The organism is Dyadobacter sp. 32 (assembly GCF_902506755.1).
GTDB lineage: Bacteria > Bacteroidota > Bacteroidia > Cytophagales > Spirosomataceae > Dyadobacter.
In genome coordinates, this window is sequence record NZ_LR735258.1 from 4,796,853 (window position 1) to 4,814,062 (window position 17,210).

The following is a 17,210-nucleotide window of genomic DNA, read 5'->3' on the forward strand; positions in this document are numbered from 1 at the left end:
TTGGGGTACAAAAATATAAAAAGTCCATTGGAATTGCTGGAAAGATTACCGAGCAAAATACACGGACTTCTTCCGGTGGATGGATAAGCTTATTTCAAAACATCCTCGGACTGAGGCAATCCAGGATTGTTATAAATGAGAACGCCATTGTAATTCTGACTCACAGGTACTTCCGAAACCTTGTTACGATGGACTGGTAAAGCCTGGGCGGTGGAATAATGACATACAAAAGATTTCCTGGTTTGTTCAGGATTGGTAATGACCGAGCCACCATGGGCCAGAGCAGCATGCCAGATGAGTACGTCGCCTCGTTTAATCAAAAGCGTTTCACGAGGATAATTAAGCGCTTTACATGTGCTGTCCAGATAGTCTGCAAATTCCAGTGGTGATTTAGTAGAGTCAGCTCTGTGTAAAATGCCGGTTCCGAAGTTGAACTTGGGCATTTTATGGGATCCAATATAGTAGTATAACGGGCCGGAATCGATCTTTATATCCTCCATGGCAATCCACGCAGCTGCAAGGTGACTGGGAATTTTGGCCGTAACCCAGGGATAATCCTGATGTGTGGGCTGCTGGCTTCCATACATAAAAATAAGACTCTGCATTACAACCACCTGTTGGTTAAAGATTGCTTCCAGAAAAGCCACAATTGCCGGATGTGTCATCAGTTTTTTTCCGGCAACCGAGGAATTGTGAAAGTCATTGATCTTCACAAATTTCCCAAGCAGTGCTTCCCTGGGGAACTCTTTGATGTTTCTTTGCTGGTTGGGTAAAAATTCGTCCAGATCAATTCTTACATTGAGATCATACTTTTCGGGATGATGTACCAGTTCCTGAAAATCATTCCAGAAATTATCGATCAGATCTTCCGGGATTATGTTTTCCAGTACGGTGTATCCATTTTTCTCCCAATCTTTCAGTTTTTCGCCCATGTCGTAAGGAACTGTAAAGCGGGGCGGATTCTTTTTCAGAAACTTTTCAATGTCCGGGTTGGGTTTGTCGATCCAGGGAAGGGTTTCAGAATCAAATTCCGTCAGCGGAAAATACTGCTCTTTGAGCTTTTCTACTTTTCTTGTAATCCGGGTTAGGATGCTCATAAAGGATGATGTTGTGGTGTAATAGAGGTTAGCAATGACTGATCATATCTTCAAATATATATGAAAATCACAATTGTATTTATCCCACACCAAAAATTGTCTACTTCTTTTTACTAAACGTACATGCCTTATTATCAGCTACCACATAGTACGATTTATAGTTACTTGCCTTGGGGTTCATACATCCCTTCAAATTCAGCAATTCAATATTTCTGAAATCGATGGGGTGACTTTCGGCCTGAAGTGCGATGTAGCCGCTGGCCAGTGGCGTATTCTGTTTTCTCATCCAATCGTCCTCATTTCCTACTTTCCCGTCTTTGAAGGTGTGACTTTTGCTCACATAACCTCCACCGATTTTGGGATTTGTAAATACCAGCACGGTGTCTCCTTCAATTAAGTGATAGACAATGGAATCGCCGAGGACAATGGCTTCCGCTGTTACCCACCGGTCCCCGTTAAAGGTTTTTGAGGTGGAATTGATACAATGCTGCAGGGTTGTTTTGCCTGCGATGTCCACGATCGTACCTGGTGTACACAGATTGCCCGTTGTTCTCTCGCCGGCATCCAGGCCACCGAGATATTGCATTTCAAGCGAAACAGGAAAGTCCTGGTCTAATCCAAGGCTGGCGGCCGATTGCGAATGAAGCATGATGCCGCTGTTACGCACATTCCATGATGCGCCGCCCGGAACCTGCTTTCCGGTAAACCGATACTGCATCCTGATCTTGTAATGCGAAAACGGCTTGTGGTAATACATGTGACCGTATTCTGTGGTGAATTTATCATATTCCTTATAGTTGACGCGGATCATGTTGTCCTCAACGATGAACGTATTCTTGTGATTGTCATTGACTTGATGCCCCGCAATTTTGATATCCCATCCCGTCAGGTCTTTTCCATTGAATAAGGCCTGCCAGTCTTCCTGGTCAGATTTTTTCTGGGCGGAAACAGTAGTAATGAAAATACTTAATATCAGGAATAGTGAAAGCACTCTGGACATGGTATGGTATCGTTGGTTGGTAAAAATATTTAATTGTTACTTCCTCAAAGGCGTTTCATTAGAAGACATTATTTTGAGTCAGTTGGCCAGGAATTCCAAAGGAGTATCCTCTGCAACCCCTAGCCAACGTCTCAAAGACATTTTATCGACATTTTCCGACGCAGCTGATGAACTGGACGCTGAAGTCGAAAAACAGTTGCCTGTTTGAGAGATTTACCGTCGCCGCCTCTTACCTTTAGACGCATTGCCGGAGGATTTCCGGTTTTTTGGAGCACTCACGGCTTCCCTGGGGGCTTTGGTCCGCTCACGCGACCGGCCATCATTTCTGGATGAGCGTGAAGCGGACGGAACCGTTCCGGCCAGGTACAGATCCATACTTCTGCGTGCCAGGTTGGTTTCCTTCACCTGTACCTTCACGGCGTCGCCAAAAGTGTATATTTTCTTCGTCCGCTGTCCTACGATCCGGTAATTTTCTTTTTCCAGTTCATAATAGTCGTCGCCGAGATCGGTCATGCGTATCAGCCCTTCCGAAGCTGTTTCTGTGATCTCAACAAAAATGCCAAACTCGGTCACACCGGTAACGATGCCGTCAAACACCTGATCTCTGTCCATCATACTCATGAACTCAACCTGCTTGTACTTGATCGACGCTCTTTCAGCTTCTGCTGCCAGACGTTCGCGTTCGGATGAATGTTTTGATGCTGCTTCCAACGTTTCTTTATCCGTCGATTTCCCGCCATCGATGTAATGCTGCAAAAGCCGGTGGGCCATCACATCGGGATAGCGACGTATGGGGGACGTAAAGTGAGAATACCGCTTGAATGCCAAACCAAAGTGGCCCAGATCTTCGACCGTGTATCTCGCCTTGGCCATGGTTCGTACAGCCAGGGACTCGATGAGATTCTGTTCGGGTTTGCCTTCGACTTTTGCCAGCATGCTGTTCATGGACTTGGCTATTTTGGTTTCTTCCTCTACCTCCATTTTGTAACCCATTTTTCCCACAAATGTGGCAAAGGTTTTCAGCCGATCAGGATCCGGCGCTTCGTGCACCCGGTATACCATGGTATTTTTAATCTCGCTATTTGAAAGCGCGTACACATATTCGGCCACCCGCTTGTTGGCCAGAAGCATAAATTCTTCGATCAGCTTATTTGAATCGTGGCGTTCTTTCTGGTAAATACCCAGCGGCTTTCCGTTTTCATCCAGTTTGAAACGTACTTCGGGAGTTTCAAAATTGATAGATCCGTTTTTGAAACGCTCTTTTCTGAAAATTTTTGCCAGCGTATTCATGGTTTTGAGCTCGCCCGGGAAGTCGCCCTCGCCAGAATCCAGCACTTGCTGTGCTTCTTCGTAAGAGAACCTACGGTCGGAGTGAATAATCGTCCGCCCAAACCACTCCTTTAAGATTTTCCCTTTGGCACTGATTTCAAAAATAGCCGAGAATGCAAGCTTATCCTCCTTAGGTCGCAATGAGCACAGGTTATTGGAAAGCTTTTCGGGGAGCATGGGAACGGTTCTGTCTACCAGATATACCGACGTGGCTCTGCGGTAAGCCTCCTTTTCAAGCGCTGTTCCCGGCAGCACGTAATGCGCTACGTCGGCAATATGAACCCCGATTTCTACATTTCCTTCGTCCAGATAGCGTATGGAAAGCGCATCGTCAAAATCTTTTGCATCTACCGGATCAATGGTGAATGTCAACACCTTACGAAGATCTTTCCTGTTGGAAATCTCCTTTTTGGTAATTTTATCGGATATCTTCTGCGCTTCCGCTTCAACTTCTTCAGGGAAATGATAAGGTAGCCCAAACTCCGCCAGGATGGCATGCATTTCTACATCATTGGTTCCGGCCTCTCCAAGCACTTCCACGATTTCCCCTTCTGCCTGGCTTCGTCGTGTTGGCCATTGAGTTACTTTTACGATAACTTTATCACCATGTTTTGCCTCTTTAACATCTTCTATGAAAATGGGATCGAATAGCTTTTTATGGTCAGGCTGTACCACCGCAAACCGGGGGTTGATCTCGATAATACCGACGATTTCGGCAGCGTTCCTTTCAACGATTTCGCTAACCCGTCCTTCAGTTCTTGCCTTTCCCGACTCTGGCCGACCGGATCGGGAACCTCTTGAGTTTTTTGTCAGAGGCTGGATCGTCACCGTGTCTCCGTCCCAGGCTCCGTTCAGAAGATCGCTTTCTACATAAATGTCGTCTTCCCGGCCTTCTATGATCACAAATGCGAAACCTTTATTTACACGATCAACCCTACCGGTGAAGCCCGATTTGGCAGGCTTAGCCAGGTTGGCGGAGTAGCTTCCATTGCTACGATAGGTTAGTCTGCCGGCTTCTTCCAGCTCATTCATGATCTCGTTGAAGAGCTGTCTTACCTTCTTATCCTGAACACCAAAGTGTTCGTGGACATCAAAAGGGCGGAAGGAATGTTCGCTGTTCAGGTCAAAGAAAGCAGCAATATCTGCTTTCAAATTATCTATGTAGGACACAATGTGATGGGGTGATTTTACAACCTTTTCACCTGATTCTTTTTTTGCTTTTTTAATATTCATTTTGGTTATCGGCTGTCTGCCACTGGCTTTCAGCACTTAAGTAATAATTTTTGTAATGTACATTCAAGTCGGAGATTGATACAGCCTGCGGCTACATTCACGCTACCCTCACGATATTTTCCGGCGGCACGGGCTGAAAGCAATGTAATCGAAGATAAATCTGTGCCAAGACCACTACGTCCTCCCGGCAGTAGCGACATATTTTTTCAAGATCATTTTCCTGATAATATACTTTAGTGACCTGATCTCCGCTCATTTCGTTTTTGCTGCCAGGAATTTCAAAAACAGCGGCAAGCAGATCCAGCGAGGTGTAACTCTTGTAATCTCCGAATTTCCACAGCTCCATGGTGTCCTGGTGCAGCACTTCCCAGGGTTTCTTTCCGGATATCTGCAGTGCTTTTGGGATTGTGATTCCATGAATCAGCATGCGTCGGCATAGAAAGGGGAAGTCAAACTCCTTCCCATTGTGCGCACAAAGCACAAGCTGATCGGCAGGATATTTTTCGATCAGCGCTTTAAATTCATTTAACAGCGTTACTTCATCGTCACCTGAAATAGACCGGACCTTGAAAGCCAGTTCATCCCTTTCGTTCCAATAATAAGCGCCGAATGCGATACATACAATTTTCCCAAACTCCGAATAAATGGCACCCCTTTCATAAAAATACTCTGAGGAGATGATGGATTCGTCACCTTTACGGAGCGTATTGGTCTTCTTGTCCCACAATTGCTGCATGCGATCGGGCAAATCGTGGTAAGAGGCATGAGAAGCTACCGTTTCAATATCCAGCAAAAGGAAATTTCTGGCTCGTTTGCGGAAATCATCAGACATAGTGTGAGGGTTTAAGATTGTGGTGTAACAAAATCAACTACTCATGCAGTACTCCTTCCAGCCCCAAAGGCACGATTTCGATGATATTGTCATCCACGATACTATCCGGGACGAAGATAAACTTTTTATCGTAAATCTGATTGCCAAGGAAATAGCTGATCCAGAATTCATTGTTCAGGTGAAAAACATCCGGCATAATAGCTTCAACAACCTGGTGCTGTCCGGAGGTGATTTCAGGGAAAAAGTGCCGAAGAGTCGAGGTTTTTTGCTCCGAATTGAGCCCCGATTCTGAGTTTCCATAGCCTTTCGATGTCACAAAAACGTTTGTGATTGATTGAGGATTCCGATTGATCACCACCACGTTCCACTCCGCGGCATTTTGTTCGTTGATCTTTCTTACAACTGCAACCTGAACACCCTGTACCGGGTGAAATATGATGTCTTTTTTCATTGCTACTTTTTATTTCTGACTGAAAATCAGCCTGCTAGAATAATTTCATCCCAAATAGCCGGGCCAAATGTTCCTTTAATATAAGAGAAACATCTCCCATTCTCAAATCAACCCCCAATTCTTTTGCCATGGAGGTTACTGCTTTATCCTGAATTCCACAAGGAACAATATGGCCAAAATAAGCGAGATCGGTATTCACATTCAAAGCAAATCCGTGCATCGTGACCCACCGACTAGACTTCACACCCATTGCGCAGATCTTTCTCGGATTTTTTTGTTGCGCATGGTCCAGCCACACCCCGGTGAGTCCGCTGATCCGGCCTGCGTCTATTCCAAAATCTGCAAGAGTAAGGATGATGGCTTCTTCCAGTAAACGCATGTATTTATGTATATCCGTAAAGAAATTGTCCAGATCCAAAATCGGATAACCCACAAGTTGTCCCGGCCCGTGGTAGGTGATATCGCCGCCGCGGTTAATTCTATAAAACTTTGCTTGTTTCTGCTCCAGTGCTTCCTCGTTCAGTAAAAAGTTGTCGGACTTGCCACTTTTACCCAACGTATAAACATGGGGATGCTGGCAAAAAAGTAAAAAATTAGGCGTGGGAAGTTGTTCATCCGGTTCTAAACTTCTGTTTTGGGTTTTGACAGACACCGTTTCTGCGAAAAGTTTTTCCTGGTAGTCCCAGGCTTCCTGGTAGTCTAATAACCCTAAATCCTGAAAGTTGACCTGTTTGTTGATGAGGGGATTCATTTTTTTGTGGGAGTAATACAACTATTTTGTTGACCTAAAAGTATTTATTTCAAAACATTTCTGAGCCGTTTGCAGGTTTTTTCGTCTAATACTGGATTTTAGAGATTCGCGGGATTTTAGAATAACTGCATTTTACGATAACAACCGCTTTTTGTAAACATCATTTATACCTAAAAATGTTTCACATGGCTACACACAACGACACCGGCAACTGGGGCGAAGAAAAGGCCTCTGATTTCCTGATCACAAAAGGGTATGAAATTTTAGAGAAAAATTACCGTCACAAACACGCTGAAATTGATCTGATAGCAAAAAAAGATAAAATGCTGATTTTTGCAGAAGTCAAAACCAGAAGCGGGACGGGGTTTGGTATGCCGGAGGAATTTGTCAATTACACCAAAACCAAACTCATCATGAAGGCGGCCGAGCACTACATTTTTGCCAAAGACTGGCATTTTGATATCCGGTTCGATATCATATCCATCCTGATCCTTCCCAATGGGGGTACTGATATCAGGCATATTGAAGATGCTTTCTATTGAACCTATTCCTGATCACGCATAAGTAGATTCAATTTTAAAATGGATTTAGAATATAATCACATTCGATTTTATTCTGATGTCTAACCCAGAGGATTTCACACTTTTCAGCCGCAGAGAGGCGCTCCGCAGAAGTGCGTTGCTTATTGCTGCCACATCTTCATTCGATTTATTGGCAAAACCTGCACCACGGTTTCAACTGGGTGCCTGTGACTGGTCCGTTGGCAAAAGCCTCAATCCAGAAGCATTTGACCGCGCTAAGGAAATCGGATTACAGGGAATTCAGGTAAGTTACAACACCGGGAAGAACCATGTCGGTCTTTCCGATGCGGCTACGTTACAATCAATTAAAGACGCATCAAAGCGCACAGGGGTAAAGGTTTCGAGCCTTGCGATTGGTGAATTGAACCGTTATCCATATAAATCAGATCCTCAAACCGAAGCCTGGGTGTGGAACAGCGTAGATGCTGCAAAGGCACTGGGTGTGAAAGTGATCCTGCTCGCATTTTTCTCAGACGGCGACCTTCGCAACGATGAAGCAGGGAAGAAGGTAGTGATTGAGCGTCTAAAAAAAGTAGCTCCACATGCCGAAAAAAAGGGAATTACGTTGGGTATCGAGTCTTACCTCACGGCGCAGGAGCACCTGGACATTATCCATGCTGTTGGCTCGAAGGCGGTGAAGGTATATTACGATTTCCGCAACGCTGCGGATGCAGGTAATGATGTATTCAAAGAGGTTCCGATGTTAGGCAGAGACCTCATCTGCGAGCTGCACATGAAAGAAAACGGGCAGCTACTGGGTGAAGGAACAATGGATTGGCCCAAAATCGCAAACATGGTGAAGGATCTTGGATACAAAGGCTGGATGCAAATAGAAGGTGCTACACCCAAAGGAGCCGAGATTGTATCAAGCTATCAGCAGAATCGAAAATATCTGGAAGGTCTGTTCACTTTCAGTTAAGCGGAAGTGAAACAAAGCCGTGACTTAAATAGAACTTAAAACTGATATTCAAATAACCACTATGTTTTCAATAACCGTTCCTCCTTTTGCAGCCAGGATATCAGGATTTCGTTCCATAATCCTGATTCTCCTCACCGTGCTGTTTACCGGGATCAGATGGAGTGAGGGGGACCTGAATGCTCCACGCAAATCGGTATTACCCCTCATTTCGGAAGGAGATACTTCCAGGCTCTATGTTCCCGATGACCTCGAAGCAACACTCTGGGCCGAAGCGCCGATGTTTTATAACCCCACCAATATGGATATTGATGCCAAAGGGCGGGTATGGATTACAGAGGCGGTAAACTACCGGGATTTTAATACAAAGCCTGCACAGCGCCTTTCGCACAAACAAAAAGGCGACCGTGTCATGATCCTGGAAGATAGGGACGGAGACGGCAAAGCAGAGTCGTCAAAAGTTTTTGTTGAAGATTCACTTTTGACGGCCCCTTTGGGAATTGCTGTCATTGGCAATAAAGTCATTGTTTCCTGTGCACCCAACCTGATCGTTTATACCGATGAAAACGGCGATGACATACCCGACAAACGCGAAGTGATATTGACCGGTTTTGGCGGATTTGATCATGATCATTCACTGCATTCGCTCGTTACCGGGCCCGACGGCAAATACTATTTCAATACCGGAAACGCCGGTCCGCACCATGTAAAGGATAAGGGTGGCTGGACACTTCGTAGTGGAAGTTTGTACACCGGAGGAACGCCCTACAATAAAGAGAACCATGGAAATCAGAAGTCTGATGATGGACGGGTGTGGGTTGGCGGTATGGCGCTCCGCATGAACCCGGATGGAACAGGGCTGAAAGTGTTAGGCCATAATTTCAGGAATAGCTTTGAGGTATGCCTGGACAGTTATGGCAATATGTGGCAAAATGACAATGATGATCAGGTCATCACCTGCAGGGTTTCTTTTTTACAGGAAAATGGTAACGCAGGTTATTTTTCGGCGGACGGTACACGTTACTGGCAGGCCGACAGGCGTCCCGGGCAGGATATTTTCACTACGCACTGGCATCAGGAGGATCCGGGGGTTATGCCAGCAGGAGATAACTCGGGAGCTGGCTCGCCAACAGGGATCGTTTTTTACGAAGGGGATGCATTAGGCAAAAAATACCGGGGAACGTTGCTCAGCTGTGAAGCAGGGCGGAATGTGATTTTTGCCTACCAGCCAGAAAAAACCGGGGCAGGTTTCAATTTGAAACGGAGTGATCTGATCAGCTCATTTCCGCAAGCATCCGAACGGTACGAATGGTACGAAACCGATGGCGATACCCGGAAGTGGTTCCGACCTTCCGACATTTCTGTGGGCCCGGATGGGGCCTTGTACATCGCCGACTGGTATGATCCGATTGTAGGTGGGCATGGGATGAAGGATACCAAAGGGTACGGAAGAATTTACCGGATCACACCCAAAGGAAAAAAGTTAACAGTTCCGAAAACGGACCTCTCCACCACCGAAGGGCTCATCGCTGCACTGAAAAATCCGGCTGTAAATGTAAGGGCATTGGCATTCAACGGTTTGAGGGAAAAGGGTGAGGCGGTTATAGAGCCGGTCAAAAAACTCCTGACTGCCGAAAACCCGTTTCATCAGGCCAGGGCGATCTGGCTTTTGGCGCAGCTGGGAGAAAAAGGCAAAGTGGAAGTAGTGAAGTTACTGAAATCAACTAATGCTTCTCACCGGCTTACTGCATTCAGGGCTTTGAAGGCGATTGAATCCGAGGCTCCATTTCTGGCGCAAATGGCTGCCGATCCTGATGCCGCTGTACGACGTGAGGTGGGAGTAGCGCTGCGTGATGTTCCTTTTGAACGAGCAAGGGAAGGCATTTTTCAATTGGTGAAAAAATATGATGGCAAAGACCCATGGATGCTGGAAGCCATCGGAACCGCCTCAGATGGAAAAGAGGAAAAAGTATACGCCTACGTAAGAGAAGCTTACAAGGCCGACCCGCAGAACTGGACTGCACAACGCGCCAACCTTGCGTGGCGGCTACATCCGGTGGGAGCACTGGCCGAATTAAAAATCAGAGCAGGTTCAGCAAAAGTGGCTGCCATGGAACGCAGAAAGGCATTGACAGCCATCGGATTTATCAAAGATAAAAAAGCGGCAGAAGCGATGATGGATCTTTCCAGGTCGGATTTGCCGGACGTGGCGTCGCAGGCGTCTTGGTGGCTGAATTTTAGAAAGACCAATGACTGGGCCGATCTGCTCAACTGGGAAGAAGCCACGGCAACCGTGATGACGCCTGCCTACCGCAAAATGCTGGATCTGAAAAAAGTCGTCGCCGATAAAAACCAACCTCTGGATCAGCGTATAGCTGCGGCAAAAAAAATGGCCGCTGATCAGAACGGTGGAAATATTCTGGTGGATATGAAGGTTCAGGGGCAGCTTCAGGATACAATTGCGAGGTCGGTAAGTGAGATTATTTTCAAAAATCCCGATCAGAACGTTCGTGTGGTTGCAAGCCAGTTTTTTCCAAAAAACGGGAAAGTATTGAAAGTAGACTTTATTTCCAGAATGAAAGGAGATGCCGGCAATGGGAAGAAAGTATTTACAAACAACTGTGCCTCATGTCATAAACATGGTACCGACGGGGCAGATATTGGCCCTGATCTGACGGCCATTCACAAAAAATTCGATAAAGCCGGCCTGCTCGATGCCATTATAAATCCTTCGGCAAGCATGGTTTTTGGGTATGAAGCGTATACGGTTACCACCAAAAAGGGAGAATCGTTTTTTGGCTTTTTACTCAGTGACGGAGCCAACGTGGTATTGAAAGACGTCTCCGGACAGCGGCATACAATCAAGGCCGACCAGATCAAAACCCGGGAAAAAATGGAGCACTCGCTGATGCCGGAACCTACCACACTGGGATTAAAGGAGCAGGATCTGGCCGATCTGACGGGGTATTTACTTGGTTTTAAATAAACGATCAGGAGCTATTTACATTATTTAGGCAATACAAGCAGCATTTAGTTTTGGTATTACATCTCTGTATCGGGACGATTTTGGAAAAAAATGACTATCACGGATGGTCATTTTTTTCTCCAGTGCAGCTTTCTGGGTATTTAGAAGATTGATTTCATTTTTAAATATTCCCGAATTATTGATATACGCGTTCTTCAATCGCAACGTGAACGTATAACACTCCGATGATGCCTGGAGGCCAACAGCTATAACGGGTGTATTAAAACCGAATAGCCGCGGATGTGTTCTTCCAAGTCCCACACATGGCCGTTCCCTTACAAGAAAATGCATTTTTCCCTTCCTGGATAATATGGATGCGTCGGATACCCATTCACATGATTCTCAGGCTAAAATGGAAAACACTTTTGTGTAAATTTTAGGGCCATGCCAACATGCCTGCTAACATACTCCTGCAAATGGAATTATTAAAATAAAAAATATTACTTTGTGGTAAGATTATACTTAATAATTTTAATCTGCTAGATTTGAGATATTACACGACTTCAACATGGTAGATGACGCGAAAATTTCGGGGCAACATCTGATAGAATCCCTAAAGGCGGGTGATGAAGAGGCATTTACCCGTATTTATAAGGAGTATTGGTACCGCATGTTCCTGGTCGCATACCGCAAGCTGCAGAATAAGGAGGTGGCGGAAGAAATGATTCAGGACATATTTACCAGATTGTGGAAAGAGCGTGCCAAACTACAAATCGCCAGTCTGGACTATTACCTTTTTTCCGCCGTTCGCTATGAGGTCATTGACCACATCCGCACACAGGGTGCGCAGGCCAAATACCTGGACTACTACAAAGCATTCTCAAGCTTTGAGGATTGTAATACCGAAGACGTAATTGTCTACAATGACCTGTCCAAAGTTGTAAACGAAGGCATCGAGATACTTCCCGAAAAGTCGAGAGAGATCTTCAAGCTTCACCGGCAGGAGAACTGGTCAGTTTCCCAAATAGCATCTCATTACCAGCTTTCCGAAAAAGCGGTTGAGTATCACCTCACCAAGGCAACCAAATCGCTCCGGTCTCACTTAAAGGACGAGCTGATTCTCCTCTTCCTCTGGGGCTCATTTTTTTACTCCTGAATTTATCTTCATCCGTTGTCTTGCGGCGTACGTGTGAATATTCCAAGAACATTTGATTGTTTTTGATGTAATCATATAACTTTTTCAAGAATATCTAAAATGATTTAGGGGTAAGCCGCTGAGAGACGGCTTATGTATCAGAGCGGGTCTAGTCCGGTATTACACCGGCTGCCCCATTATGTAAGAGCAAAGAACTAAACCTATATGACTACCCAGGAAATTCAGGCGCTTCTTTTAAGATACCGGGATGGACAGTGTACAGACATTGAGTCTGCCCAAATCCATCAATGGTATGAGACGCTAAATCAGGAATCGCGCTTATCACTGGACGACGACGAGAGAATGCAGCTTGAAAATCGCCTTTTGAAAAATATAAAAACGGGTATGCAGGAAACCGATGAGGACGTTCAAGTTGTCCCATTGAAAAAATGGTGGCGCTCATCTGCTTTTTATGCAGGCATAGCGGCAAGCCTTATTCTGGCGATCGGCTTCGTACTGGTCCGGAATGAGCCGCGACTGGCGAGCCTGGCAGGACTAGAACCTACCCTTATTCAAAGTTCGTCCGAGGATATGACTGAGGTGAAAAATGTAACCGATAAAGAAATGAGGGTAACGCTTGAAGACAAGAGTGTCATTATACTTTCGCCTGGCAGTAAGATCGTATTCCCGGAAAAGTTTTCGAAGACCACCAGAGAGGTACAGCTGACGGGGGATGCATTTTTCGAGATTACAAAAGATCCCTCCAAACCATTTTGCGTTTACAGTGGAAAGCTGATAACAAAGGTACTGGGGACAAGTTTCAGGATAAAAAGTAAAACAGATGATCGCCAGATGGAGGTGGAGGTAATTACTGGAAAGGTGTCTGTCTTTGAGAATCGGGCCCTATACAATCCCCAGGAACGCGCTGAGGAGGATGGAAATAATGGAAATGGTGTGGTGCTCACGCCCAATCAGAAGGCAACTTATTTTGTGGAAAGCGGTCATCTGATCACAAGCCTCGTGGACATTCCGGTTGTCATTCATTCGGCAGTTACCGCTGCATCCGAACGACTCGTTTTCAGCAATACCTTTCTGCCCGATATTATAGCCGGCTTGCAGCAGGAATATGGCATCGAAATTGTGCTCTCGAATGAAAACATGGAGAAATGTACTTTCACCGGGGATCTTTCCGATTTGCCTCTTTACGAAAAACTCGACCTCATTTGTAAATCCAACGCTTCCACTTTCGAGATCAAAGGTACGCGCATTCTGATCATCGGATCAGGTTGCGATGATGTACACGAATGAAATATAAACCTTAAACCAACCTGATATGACCTGAAAATTTACCCCACTTAGCCGCTTGCACGGTGGAACGTACAAGAGGACATTTAAGTAAAAAAGTCCGGCAGTGGTGGAACACCGCCGGACCCAAAAGTACTCCCTTAAGCCTCATCAGCATGTAGCAAGGGAATTCATTCAGTTTTTAACAAAAAACCATTGTAAACTATGAAAAAAAACCGATACCGAAAAAATAGTGCCTTTTTCTATTTGATCATGAAAATTTCATTGACGCAGATTATCTTTTCCATAGCCCTGTCGGGGTTGACATATGCTGCACATGATGTTAAGGCGCAGGAGGTGCTGGAACGCACCGTAACGATCCATGCGGAGCATGTAGAACTGAGAGAAGTACTGAGCCAGATAGAGCGGAAAGCCGACGTGAAGTTTGCTTACAGTTATAAGACCATCAAGGCTAATCGTGAAGTGGTGTTGCACGCATCCAATCAGAAATTGGCTGTGACATTGAATACACTGCTGCTTCCATTGGATATTGCGTATCAGGTAACGCCATCGGGCAGGATATTGCTGGTGTCAAAAAAAACCGCGAATAATAAAGAGGAAGCCTCGGTTTCGACGGATTTGAGAGAATACGCCGTGTTGAAAATCGGGGGCAAAATTGTGGATGAGAAAGGCGAAGCGCTTCCGGGCGTAAGTGTGAGGATAAAGGGCACGCAATCGGGAACGCTGACAGATGTAGACGGGATGTTTGAACTGGAGGTAGAGAATAAAAGTGCCGTTCTGATATTCAGTTTCGTAGGTTACAATCCACTGGAAATGGAAGTGGGCGATCGCACACTTTTCAATTTAAGTCTTTCACCGAGCGACCAGGCTCTGAATGAGGTTGTCGTAGTGGGTTATGGGACGCAAAAGAAAGGAGATCTTACCGCACCTATATCCACGATCAATACCGAGGATATGTTGAAGCGTACCACTGCAACACCCATGGAAGCTCTACAAGGAAGTGTTCCAGGTGTGCAGGTGGTTACCAGCGGATCTCCCGGAAGTTCACCAAGTGTTCGGATTCGCGGAATAGGCTCGTTCAACAACTCCAATCCTTTGTATGTGGTAGATGGTATGTTTGTAGATGATATAGGCTTCCTTAATCCTAACGACATCGCAGACATGTCCGTTTTGAAGGACGCATCAGGTGCCGCAATTTATGGTGTACGCGCTGCCAACGGTGTGGTAATAATCACGACTAAAAAGGGTAAATTAAATATGAAAACCCGGGTAACTTACAACGGATATGCCGGTTTTCAGGTACCAACCAATGTTCCGAAAATGGCAAGCGGCCAGCAATTTGCCAAATACGCATTGGAGTGGCGTACACCCGCTGATTCCGGGTCGGTCAGGGAATCGGTGGCCAGATACGGTGGTAGTGGATTAAACCCTTCGACCAGTACAGATTGGTACAAAGCCCTGTTGCGGGAAAAAGCCCTCATCACCAATCAGGGGGTGGATATACAGGGTGGCAGCGATAAGGTCACCTACACGGCAGGTTTCAACTATACCTACCAAAATGGTGTCATGGATGCCAAAAATGATTTTACCAGATACAATATACGTTTGCAGATGGAAGCCAAGGCTTTCCCATGGTTGAAAGTAGGATTTACCTCAATCCTGAATAACTCCACCACCCACTACCCAAACAACGAAGCCTTTCTGACGGCTTATACTGCTTCTCCGCTGTTTCCTGTTTATGACGAAAAGAACGTCAATGCTTTTCCGGTAAAGTTCGCCAATAGCGGACTAATCGGAAGGGGAGATGCAAATGCTATAAGCCAGGCGTATTATAATTTTAACAGGCTTAAACAATTCCAGATTTTGCCATCCATATATGCCGAAGCGGATTTCTGGAGCAACCGTCTCACCTTCCGATCACAACTTAGCCAGCTTTATTCTTCGGGTCTGAGAGCCAATTATCTTCCCCAGCGTTCGCTGGGAACTGCTGTACTTGTATCCAACCTGGGATCCAGACAAGAGCGCACAACCAATTATATTCTGGACAACCTGCTTACCTATCGAGATGGTATCGGATCCCATAACTGGACAGTCCTGCTGGGGCAATCTTCACGCCAGGAACAATGGAGGATGACGCGGGTTGCCGCTGATAATGTTCCTGCCGACGAGGAATTCTGGTATACCAGGCAAGGAACACCCAACAGCGCCTATTACGATGAAGATGGTTATCGAAATAGAGGGGTATCTTTCTTTGCAAGAGGTACATACGATTTTGAGAGCAAATACCTGCTCACTGCCACCTTCCGTGCTGATGGCAGCTCTAAGTATCAAACCAAATGGGGTTATTTCCCATCAGTGGGTTTGGGCTGGGTAGTTTCCAGGGAAAATTTCATGGAGGACCAGAACACTTTTGACTTCCTGAAATTAAGAGGCAGCTGGGGTAAACTGGGCAACGATGGTATCAGGCCCAATTCGGGGTATGCCAGCGTCACTGTCGGAAATCCCGGATCGTCCATTTTTGGCTCAACGGGGAGTGCGAATGGACAGTATGTGCCGGGTTACAATGTGAATAATTTCTTTGCCAATATTACCTGGGAGGTTGTCACAGAATGGGATTTTGGTATTGATTTTGAGCTGTTGAAAAACAGATTAAAAGGCTCTGTCGATTATTATAACCGCAAAACCAGCGATGTAGCCCTTGAAAGATCTTTCCCCTTTGGAGCGCCGAACATTTATGGCAACTGGGCTTCGATGGACAACAGCGGTTTGGATGTTTCGTTGACCTGGAATCATCAGGTTGGCAAACTGGGCTATCAGCTGGGCGGTAATTTCTCCACATTAAAGAATGAGGTTACCGATATCGGATCGCTTCTGAATATCCCCGGAGGATATTCAGAGTGGATGGCCGAATTTCCCAATCGTATTGAGGTAGGACAACCTATTCAGTACTTCTACGGCTATGAGGTAGCGGGAATATATCAGAACCAAAGTGAGATAGACGCAGATCCAATGGCAACCAGTGCCAACGCCGGCGCACCAGGTACAGTGCAGCCAGGATTTTTCAAATATCGTGACCTGAATGGTAATGGAGTAAAAGACGATGGTGACCGGACTTTCCTGGGATCTTACCTTCCGAAAGTTACTTATGGTTTTAATGCGGGCTTGAATTACGGCAAGTTTGATTTAAATGTCGTTTTTCAGGGTGTAGCTGGAAACAAAATAATGAATCTGAACCGTGGCAGGTACGTCAAAGGACAATCATCGCTGAACCTGGATGCAGCGTTTTACGAAAGCCTCTGGACTGGACCTGGTTCCACGAATGAATATCCTTCTGCCTTCGCGCTGTCCAAGTCATGGAACCGGCCGCAAGGTGCTTCATTCTTTGTAGAAAATGGGGCTTACCTGCGTGTTCAGAACGTTCAGCTGGGTTACAATTTTAAGGTTGGGGGTAAATCACCGGTTTCTATGCGTGTGTTTGCAACCGCTGACAGGCCACTGATTTTTACTAAATACTCAGGATTTACACCGGAAATTTCCGGAATTGGATATGATTCCAATGTGTATCCAATATCAGCTACTTATAGCATGGGCGTAAGAGCAACTTTTTAATTCTGG

General features: G+C 45.7%; 12 protein-coding genes. 6 read left to right on the plus strand and 6 right to left on the minus strand.

All coding sequences use genetic code 11. From position 1 onward, the window contains the following. Positions 1 to 89 precede the first annotated feature (89 nt). The 6 genes from DYADSP32_RS19575 to lipB all read right to left on the minus strand — a co-directional run bounded on the left by DYADSP32_RS19575 (position 90) and on the right by lipB (position 6,693). Entirely contained in the window at positions 90 to 1,097 is a 1,008-nt protein-coding gene (locus DYADSP32_RS19575) for a phytanoyl-CoA dioxygenase family protein (RefSeq protein WP_414617909.1), read from the minus strand. 100 nt (positions 1,098 to 1,197) lie between these two features. Further along, the gene (locus DYADSP32_RS19580) at positions 1,198 to 2,097 is read right to left on the minus strand and encodes a DUF1080 domain-containing protein (RefSeq protein WP_149241179.1); all 900 of its coding nucleotides are present in this window, start codon (positions 2,095 to 2,097) and stop codon (positions 1,198 to 1,200) included. Between the two features lie 213 nt (positions 2,098 to 2,310). Continuing rightward, positions 2,311 to 4,659, minus strand: a complete 2,349-nt coding sequence (gene rnr, locus DYADSP32_RS19585) for a ribonuclease R (RefSeq protein WP_149241178.1) — start codon at positions 4,657 to 4,659, stop codon at positions 2,311 to 2,313. A 97-nt stretch (positions 4,660 to 4,756) separates the two neighbouring features. Next, entirely contained in the window at positions 4,757 to 5,491 is a 735-nt protein-coding gene (locus tag DYADSP32_RS19590) for a 3'-5' exonuclease (RefSeq protein ID WP_149241177.1), read from the minus strand. Positions 5,492 to 5,528: 37 nt separating this feature from the next. Beyond that, positions 5,529 to 5,942 carry a hypothetical protein gene (locus DYADSP32_RS19595; protein WP_149241176.1) on the minus strand — a complete coding sequence of 138 codons (414 nt, stop codon included), beginning with the start codon at positions 5,940 to 5,942 and terminating at the stop codon, positions 5,529 to 5,531. Positions 5,943 to 5,976: 34 nt separating this feature from the next. Next, positions 5,977 to 6,693 (minus strand): lipoyl(octanoyl) transferase LipB, encoded by a 717-nt coding sequence (gene lipB, locus DYADSP32_RS19600; RefSeq protein WP_149241175.1) that lies wholly within the window; start codon positions 6,691 to 6,693, stop codon positions 5,977 to 5,979. A gap of 185 nt (positions 6,694 to 6,878) precedes the next feature. Here lipB and DYADSP32_RS19605 point away from each other — a divergent pair, with 185 nt between their 5' ends. The 6 genes from DYADSP32_RS19605 to DYADSP32_RS19630 all read left to right on the plus strand — a co-directional run bounded on the left by DYADSP32_RS19605 (position 6,879) and on the right by DYADSP32_RS19630 (position 17,204). Beyond that, positions 6,879 to 7,235, plus strand: a complete 357-nt coding sequence (locus tag DYADSP32_RS19605; RefSeq protein ID WP_149241174.1) for a YraN family protein — start codon at positions 6,879 to 6,881, stop codon at positions 7,233 to 7,235. 76 nt (positions 7,236 to 7,311) lie between these two features. Next, positions 7,312 to 8,193: a sugar phosphate isomerase/epimerase family protein gene (locus tag DYADSP32_RS19610; RefSeq protein ID WP_149241173.1), complete on the plus strand. Its 882-nt coding sequence runs from the start codon at positions 7,312 to 7,314 to the stop codon at positions 8,191 to 8,193. Between the two features lie 61 nt (positions 8,194 to 8,254). Then, on the plus strand, positions 8,255 to 11,176 hold the full coding sequence (locus tag DYADSP32_RS19615) for a PVC-type heme-binding CxxCH protein (protein WP_149241172.1): 2,922 nt from the start codon (positions 8,255 to 8,257) through the stop codon (positions 11,174 to 11,176). Positions 11,177 to 11,723: 547 nt separating this feature from the next. Beyond that, positions 11,724 to 12,311, plus strand: a complete 588-nt coding sequence (locus DYADSP32_RS19620; protein WP_149241171.1) for a sigma-70 family RNA polymerase sigma factor — start codon at positions 11,724 to 11,726, stop codon at positions 12,309 to 12,311. Between the two features lie 204 nt (positions 12,312 to 12,515). Continuing rightward, the gene (locus tag DYADSP32_RS19625) at positions 12,516 to 13,598 is read left to right on the plus strand and encodes a FecR family protein (RefSeq protein WP_149241170.1); all 1,083 of its coding nucleotides are present in this window, start codon (positions 12,516 to 12,518) and stop codon (positions 13,596 to 13,598) included. Between the two features lie 201 nt (positions 13,599 to 13,799). Next, positions 13,800 to 17,204, plus strand: coding sequence for a SusC/RagA family TonB-linked outer membrane protein (locus tag DYADSP32_RS19630; protein WP_149241169.1), 3,405 nt, complete (start codon positions 13,800 to 13,802; stop codon positions 17,202 to 17,204). Positions 17,205 to 17,210: the final 6 nt, after the last annotated feature.

Excerpts from the sequence above, each read along its gene's own strand:
- DYADSP32_RS19575 (WP_414617909.1), bottom strand. The coding sequence starts at position 1,097 with ATGAGCATCCTAACCCGGATTACAAGAAAAGTAGAAAAGCTCAAAGAG.
- DYADSP32_RS19580 (WP_149241179.1), bottom strand. The coding sequence starts at position 2,097 with ATGTCCAGAGTGCTTTCACTATTCCTGATATTAAGTATTTTCATTACT.
- rnr (WP_149241178.1), bottom strand. The coding sequence starts at position 4,659 with ATGAATATTAAAAAAGCAAAAAAAGAATCAGGTGAAAAGGTTGTAAAA.
- DYADSP32_RS19590 (WP_149241177.1), bottom strand. The coding sequence starts at position 5,491 with ATGTCTGATGATTTCCGCAAACGAGCCAGAAATTTCCTTTTGCTGGAT.
- DYADSP32_RS19595 (WP_149241176.1), bottom strand. The coding sequence starts at position 5,942 with ATGAAAAAAGACATCATATTTCACCCGGTACAGGGTGTTCAGGTTGCA.
- lipB (WP_149241175.1), bottom strand. The coding sequence starts at position 6,693 with ATGAATCCCCTCATCAACAAACAGGTCAACTTTCAGGATTTAGGGTTA.
- DYADSP32_RS19605 (WP_149241174.1), top strand. The coding sequence starts at position 6,879 with ATGGCTACACACAACGACACCGGCAACTGGGGCGAAGAAAAGGCCTCT.
- DYADSP32_RS19610 (WP_149241173.1), top strand. The coding sequence starts at position 7,312 with ATGTCTAACCCAGAGGATTTCACACTTTTCAGCCGCAGAGAGGCGCTC.
- DYADSP32_RS19615 (WP_149241172.1), top strand. The coding sequence starts at position 8,255 with ATGTTTTCAATAACCGTTCCTCCTTTTGCAGCCAGGATATCAGGATTT.
- DYADSP32_RS19620 (WP_149241171.1), top strand. The coding sequence starts at position 11,724 with ATGGTAGATGACGCGAAAATTTCGGGGCAACATCTGATAGAATCCCTA.
- DYADSP32_RS19625 (WP_149241170.1), top strand. The coding sequence starts at position 12,516 with ATGACTACCCAGGAAATTCAGGCGCTTCTTTTAAGATACCGGGATGGA.
- DYADSP32_RS19630 (WP_149241169.1), top strand. The coding sequence starts at position 13,800 with ATGAAAAAAAACCGATACCGAAAAAATAGTGCCTTTTTCTATTTGATC.